This is a genomic window from Mycoplasmopsis agassizii (assembly GCF_002276225.1).
Lineage (GTDB): Bacteria > Bacillota_I > Bacilli_A > Mycoplasmatales > Metamycoplasmataceae > Mycoplasmopsis_B > Mycoplasmopsis_B agassizii_A.
The window spans coordinates 1-6,035 of sequence record NZ_NQNY01000022.1 but is presented as its reverse complement, the minus strand read 5'-3'; the positions used below and the strand labels follow the sequence as shown (position 1 = coordinate 6,035).

7 protein-coding genes are annotated in these 6,035 nt (G+C 27.8%); 6 read left to right on the top strand and 1 reads right to left on the bottom strand.

Translation table 4 applies throughout. The features are described 5' to 3' along the window. On the top strand, positions 1 to 279 hold a 279-nt coding region (locus tag CJJ23_RS05110), incomplete at its 5' end, for a hypothetical protein (RefSeq protein WP_214608201.1). A gap of 409 nt (positions 280 to 688) precedes the next feature. After that, positions 689 to 1,654, top strand: a complete 966-nt coding sequence (locus CJJ23_RS04835; protein ID WP_095335213.1) for a DNA cytosine methyltransferase — start codon at positions 689 to 691, stop codon at positions 1,652 to 1,654. A 35-nt stretch (positions 1,655 to 1,689) separates the two neighbouring features. Here CJJ23_RS04835 and CJJ23_RS04830 read toward each other — a convergent pair whose 3' ends face one another. Next, on the bottom strand, positions 1,690 to 2,814 hold the full coding sequence (locus CJJ23_RS04830) for a restriction endonuclease PLD domain-containing protein (protein ID WP_095335212.1): 1,125 nt from the start codon (positions 2,812 to 2,814) through the stop codon (positions 1,690 to 1,692). 187 nt (positions 2,815 to 3,001) lie between these two features. On the opposite strand from CJJ23_RS04830, the gene CJJ23_RS04825 reads away from it, so the two are divergent. From CJJ23_RS04825 to CJJ23_RS04810, 4 genes are all read left to right on the top strand, one after another. Continuing rightward, complete coding sequence (locus CJJ23_RS04825; RefSeq protein WP_095335211.1) at positions 3,002 to 3,301, top strand: hypothetical protein; 300 nt, start codon at positions 3,002 to 3,004, stop codon at positions 3,299 to 3,301. A gap of 60 nt (positions 3,302 to 3,361) precedes the next feature. Continuing rightward, the gene (locus CJJ23_RS04820; protein ID WP_095335210.1) at positions 3,362 to 3,652 is read left to right on the top strand and encodes a hypothetical protein; all 291 of its coding nucleotides are present in this window, start codon (positions 3,362 to 3,364) and stop codon (positions 3,650 to 3,652) included. Between the two features lie 147 nt (positions 3,653 to 3,799). Further along, positions 3,800 to 5,032 (top strand): DNA cytosine methyltransferase, encoded by a 1,233-nt coding sequence (locus tag CJJ23_RS04815; protein WP_095335209.1) that lies wholly within the window; start codon positions 3,800 to 3,802, stop codon positions 5,030 to 5,032. 468 nt (positions 5,033 to 5,500) lie between these two features. Next, the coding region (locus CJJ23_RS04810; protein WP_143823649.1) for a lipoprotein 17-related variable surface protein at positions 5,501 to 6,035 on the top strand (535 nt) is incomplete at its 3' end.

The window sequence follows — 6,035 nt, the reverse complement described above, 5'->3', positions numbered from 1 at the left end:
GCAGATAGCATTATTAAATCTCTTGGATCGCAGATTAATAAGATAAATGTTCAAAATGTAGCGATCAACTCTAAAGTGGATAATCTAGAAAATAAAGTAGATAATCTTGAAATACAAGTTAAGGAAGTTAAAGAACAAAACAAAGATCTTTATTCTAAAGTAGAAAAACTAGAAGTTCAGAATACTGAATTACAAACACAAAATGAAGGTTTAAAAAAGCAAAACGAAGAAATTGTTAAACAGTTAAAAGAAATTTTAGAAATAATTAAGAAAAAGTAATGAAGGTACTCAAATCATTTTTGATTCGAGTATTTTACTTTCTAAAAATAAAAGGATATAACTAAACAGGATTTGTAATTGTGTTTTTACCTATAAACATTAATAAAATTATTAATTATAATCAGGATAACGAGGCAGTCTTTTGAATTCAGTGAATGCTAATAAATATTTTTTAAAATTCATCGCCACTATCAATAAATTCATCTGAATTTTTTAACTTACACAAGTTATTTTCTTCATACCATTTCAACAAAATCTTTTACTTTACTTCATAAAGTAAAACGCTATTTATTGTATCAAATAAGATATGATATAATAAATTTATTAGTATAGTTTCGATGAAAACAATATTGTTTTCATCAAGGTTGTACATTAATACTGATTTGTTACTAGGAAAAGGTGGTTTAAAATGAAAGAAAAATTTACGATTGCTTCATTTTTTGCTGGGGTAGGTGGAATTGATTTAGGTTTTGAAAAAACCGGTTTTTTCAAAACTGTTTATGCCAATGAAATCGATCCCTATCCTGTTAAAACCTTTGAAAAAAATTTTTCACTAAAAGTAGATTATCGAGACATTAAAAATGTTAAAGCAGAAGATATTCCTAATGTTGATATTATTACAGGCGGCTTTCCTTGTCAAGCATTTTCAATTGCAGGTTATCAAAAGGGTTTTTTAGATGAAAAAGGGCGAGGACAAGTCTTTTTTGAACTAATCAGAATCATAAATAGTAAAAAACCCCGAATTGTTTTTCTAGAAAATGTCAAGAATCTAGTTAGTCATGATAAAGGTAATACTTTCAAAATTGTGCTTGCTAAATTAGAAGAAGCAGGCTATCAATATCGCTATCAAGTCTTAAATGCTAAAGATTATGGAAACACTCCTCAAAATCGCGAAAGAATTTATATAGTCGCTTTTAAGAATCAAAAAGATTATGATAAATTTAATTTTCCAAAGCCTATTGCTTTAACTAAAACCTTAGAAGATGTAATTGATTTTTCTAATAAATTAGATGAAAAATATTACTACACACCTAATAAATATAAAGGTGATATTCATAAAATATTAGAAGAAGCAATGGATGAAGAAAATGCTGTTTATCAGTGAAGAAGAAAATATGCTAGAAAAAATAAATCAGGCGTTGTGCCTACTTTAACAGCTAATATGGGTGAAGGTGGACACAATGTACCACTAGTTAAAACTAAACATGGAATTAGAAAAATGACACCAAGTGAATGTTTTAACTCACAAGGATTTCCTTCAGATTTTAAGCTACCAGAGCAAAATGATTCACGTTTATATAAACAAGCAGGTAATTCAGTTTGTGTTAATGTAATTAATCAAATTGCTAATAATATTTTAGAAGTTTTAAAATAGGCTTGGTTAATGCAAGCCTATTTTGATTATTTGTTTTAATCTAAATTGTAAAACTTTTCATATGTTCCAAGTTCACAAAAATCTATTTTATAGCGATTGTTATTGATCTTTGTAAAGATTACAGAGTCTGTATTTAATAGTTTTAGAGTGTCATATGTAATTAGAGTATTTTCAGGTATTTCAAACACTTTTCTAAGAAGTCAATTACCTAACATTTTGTTAGGATTACTCATTATTGATTTGTTATTCTGTTGGGCAACCTTTGCACTTATTCAGGTTCCATCAGGAAGCATTAGATTGAAACTTTGATCTCTACTAGGAAAAAAATTTGGATTTTTATTTTTATCTTCAACAGGGTAAGGAATATAAATTTCATCAGGGTGTCGCTTTCTTCCTGATGCATTTCATTGATTCAAACCGCTTTTTGGAAACACAAACTTTTTGCCATTTTTTCATGAATATAATCTTAAGCATAACTGCTCAATTTTGTTTTTTTTATCAACTTGAGTTTCAAATAATTGTCCAAGTTTTAGTATTTCATTATAAGGATCTTTAAAAATGTTTATTTCAATCCTATCTAAAAGTGTTAAATTATCAAAAATCATGTATAGTGTATTTTTTGAAATACTAAAATGATAAATATTCTTTGAATCGCTAAAATAAGTGTTGTTATCACCTGAGTTTTTCTTAATAAGTCTTAAATTATCAATATCTATTTCTTCAAGCATCGTTTCATAAATATACATGTAATTAGGAACACGTTTGACAACATGATAAATAATTTTGTTAATTCCATAAAGTTTCTTTGTTGTTCTTAATCTGATATTTCTATATTCAGATATTTTCTTAACTAATTCGATTCCAGAAAGATTTTTATATTCTTTGAGCAGTTTACCAAATTCTGCAATTTTTTGATCATTACTACCTACTCAAGTTTTTAAAGCAATTCCAGTTTTAGATTGTCTATCATATGCATCAATTGAATTATCTGATCTAGAAATATTGATTACATCAAAATATCTAGCAAAGATATTTTCGTGTGCTCTATAAGGTAAATATGGTGTATCTGAATTTGAAAAAACCCTAGATATTTGTCCAAATGATCTAAGCATGTTTTTATAGTTTTCACGACTTTCATAGTCTTGCTTTGTATAGAACATATTACCCCGCTATTAATATAAAATTCATGGTCGAAAATTATTATTGATACTTACTTAAAAATTCAATTATATATTTCAACTTTATTCGATGTTATAATTCTATCAAAAATATATTTATGATAATAAGGTGAAATTTTTCAAATTCACTTTTAAATTATTGTATTAGAAGGGTTATATTACAAAATTTATGAAGTTAGAAACTACCAAAGAAATTTTCGAAACATTAATCAAAAAACTACCTACAGAATGAGATGGCAAGCAAGCCATCACATACATGAAAGAAAATAACTGCAGAAATTGAAAACAAATGGAATGAATTGGCTTTTACTTTCAATTCATGTGTGAAAAAATTATAGGAGAAAATAACTATTTTCAAATACCTGGTAAAAAGTATGGAAGTGTTCAATTTGATGGATTTAAAGAAATCAATTTTGATTTTAAGGCGCATTCTTCAATTAATAAATTTGTACCAACTAACGGCTACTAAGAAGTTTTTACTGCAATTGTTCAACATGGGGAGGTATGTTTTATAATCGCAAGTGGTGATGTGCTTTATGATGAAGATGGTTCATTTAAAAAATGACATAGTGAGTACAAAGGCTCAAAAAGTAAATACGAGCTAAATAGAATTGAAAAAGGTGAAACTAAATCAAGAACTAGAAAAGTTGCTTTTAAAGTAAAGGAAATAATTTTTGTTGCTTTGAATAAGCAAAACATCAAAAATGTTGGTGTCTTTCAGGATGGTTTTAAAAATTCAGATGGAAGCAAACGCAATCCTAAAGTTTTACTTGATTTAAGTAATCCTGATTTAGAAAAATACGTTTATAAAGTAGACTAGTTTTACTAAAAATAGAACTTATTTTAATTTAAAAATACGATTTTATTAATTTTACTGGCTTGTGTGATATTGTTTTTTTAGAGAAAAAAAAGAGATGTTTTTTTGAATAGAAATATTCAAAAAATATTTATCTAAAGTGAGAGTGTCATGGGTTTGAAAAAAACTAATTTTAAATTTATCGATTTATTTGCAGGCATTGGAGGTTTCCATGCTGCAATGTCAAATTTAGGTGGTGAATGTGTTTTCGCTTCTGAAATTGATAAATATGCAATTGAATCTTATTTAGAAAACTATGGCATTAACGCTGATAATGATGTTACTAAAGTTGATCCTAAAAAAATAGCACCTTACAATGTTTTGTGCGCAGGTTTTCCTTGTCAACCCTTTTCAAAAGCAGGTGCACAATTAGGTTTTTCTGACAAAATTAAAGGTACACTATTTTTTGAAATTGTTAGACTACTTCAGGAAAATCGTCCTGAATATTTAATTTTAGAAAATGTCCGTAACTTAGTAGCTCATGATAATGGCAATACTTATCGAGTGATTATGAAAACCTTAGATGAAATTGGTTATACAGTTAATGATAAACCAATTATCATGAGTCCACATCAACTAGGGATTCCCCAACTGCGTGAAAGAGTTTATATTCTTGGCGTAAGAAAAGATCTAGGTGTTGAACATATTAATATTGAATTAGCAAAAGGTAAAAAGCAAGATCTATCTATTTATTCAGCCAATATCATTGAAGAAGAAGTAGTTGATCAAAAATACTATATTAGTGATTATGAAGAAAAAGTCTTAACTGCTTGAGATGAGTTTTATCAAGGTATTCAAGAAAAAATTATTGGTTTTCCAGTTTTTAGTGCAGAGTTTAAAGAAACTTATGATCTAGATTCATTGCCTAAATGAAAGCAAGACTTTTATCGTAAAAGTCGTCAACTTTATCAAAACAATAAAAAGTTTATTGATAAATGATTAAAAAAATACAATAATTTACAAGATTTTACACCAACTGATCGTAAGTTTGAATGACAAGCAGGGACTGCTATTAATTCCTTATGAGAAGGAATTATTCAGTTTCGCCCTTCAGGGATAAGAGTAAAAAGACCCGATTCATTTCCTGCATTAGTAGCAATGGTGCAAATTCCAATAATTGGTAAATTAAGAAGAAGATTAACACCAAGAGAAACTGCTAGATTACAAAGTTTTCCCGATAGTTTTAAACCTAATATTAATGATAAGCAAGCTTATAAACAATTTGGTAATGCAGTTAATGTTATTTGTGTTGAATATTTAGCAAGACAACTTTTTTCATTAGTTAAAGAAAAAGAACTGATGGATAATAGTTCAGTTGAACAGCAATATTTAATTTCTGAGTAGTAAACTACATCTCGTTTTCTATATTGAAATTAGAAACAAGTTTTATTTCATTTTAATTAAGAACGCAAATTAACAGCAGATTGTATTTGTTCAATTTCTATTTTTGAAATTTCAATGATTATTTAGTTTTTTTAATATTTTCTAAGTTTAGTAAAGACATTTTCTTAAACTAGTTAATTCTAAATTAACAATATCTATTTCTAAATTGGGATGTTTAACAAATGTTTTAAATGTTTGATTACTTGAGAACATTAAATTAAAGTATTCTACTTGGGGTAAATCTTAATTTAAGACTTCTCTTGCATCATTTTTATATAAATTTAATACACTATTTTCAGAATAAATAAGTTTTGTTTCTGTTTATCTTTTTCATTAATAAATATCTCTGATAAGTTTGTTACCCCAGTAAATGAACTAAAAAAGATTTTAAAATTATTGTTTTTTTGTTCATAACTCGAACTAGAACTAGTGACTTCATCTGCTTCAGATCCTGCTGGCACACTTAAAGTTAAAGTCTATCTAAAACAAGCTGATAAATACTATACAGCTACTGGTGAGTTAGTTGAATCTAAAGAATCAGCTGGTAAAGAAGTTACTTTAAGTGGCTTTAAAAATACATCTGCAGAGCAAGAGCAGGCAGCCAAAACTTGGTATGATGCTCTGCCTAGCACTTTTGCAGCAGACAGCGAAAGTGCGAAGAAGTTAGCGAGTGAATTTAAAACAGACACACAAATTCAAGCACTAATTACAGCAATGACAAATGCAGAAGAAAAAGCAAAATTTACAGCACCTACTAGTCCAGCAGGATTTACTGTTAGTTATAGTTTTGTTTCAGTAGATGAGACAACCTTAAAATTCAAAGCCTTATTAAAAAATGGAGAAACAATCTTTAACTCTGCAGATGGTAAAATCACTACTGATTCTAACCTAGGTAAAGAAGTAACTGTTACAGGCTTTACTAGTGAAAATGCTTATGCACTTGCAAAATATAAAGCATTGACAG